This window comes from Streptomyces murinus (genome assembly GCF_002154555.1).
GTDB lineage: Bacteria > Actinomycetota > Actinomycetes > Streptomycetales > Streptomycetaceae > Streptomyces > Streptomyces murinus.
This window is the reverse complement of sequence record NZ_MUNF01000997.1, coordinates 1-620: the sequence shown is the minus strand read 5'-3', so window position 1 is coordinate 620 and position 620 is coordinate 1. Positions and strand designations below refer to the sequence as shown.

General features: G+C 68.3%; 1 pseudogene. It reads left to right on the top strand.

Annotated elements, in window-relative coordinates:
- Window positions 1-171: 171 nt before the first annotated feature.
- Window positions 172-620 (top strand): annotated as a pseudogene (locus CCN72_RS37215) (solute carrier family 23 protein); the annotation flags it as partial.

The window sequence follows — 620 nt, the reverse complement described above, 5'->3', positions numbered from 1 at the left end:
CCAGCCCCACCCAGCCCCACCCCCCCATACGTGCCACACCGGGCCGTCCCCCGGGTTACGTGCACATCCCAAATCCCGCTCAGCTCAAAGGAGTTGACCGGGTGCCCCTGTGAACCTTGGGAGACGGCACCATGACCCACCCATCAGTGGAGCCCAGGACCACGGCCGNNCGGGGTCACCACCTTCATGGCGATGGCCTACATCCTCCTCCTCAACCCCCTGATCCTGTCCGGCAAGGACGTCCAGGGCGACACCCTCGGCCAGAAGGCCCTGATCACCGCGACCGCGTTCGCCGCGGCCCTCACCACCCTGCTGATGGGCTTCGTCGGCAAGGTGCCCCTCGCGCTCGCCGCCGGCCTCTCGGTCTCCGGGGTGCTGTCCGCGCAGGTCGTGCCCGACATGACCTGGCCGCAGGCGATGGGCATGTGCGTGCTGTACGGCGTCGTCATCATGCTGCTGGTCGTCACCGGCCTGCGCGAGATGATCATGAACGCGATCCCGCTCGCGCTCAAGCACGGCATCACCATGGGCATCGGCCTGTTCATCGCCCTCATCGGCTTCTACAAGTCCGGCTTCGTGCACCAGGGCAAGGGCACCCCGCTGAGCCTCGGCCCGGCCGG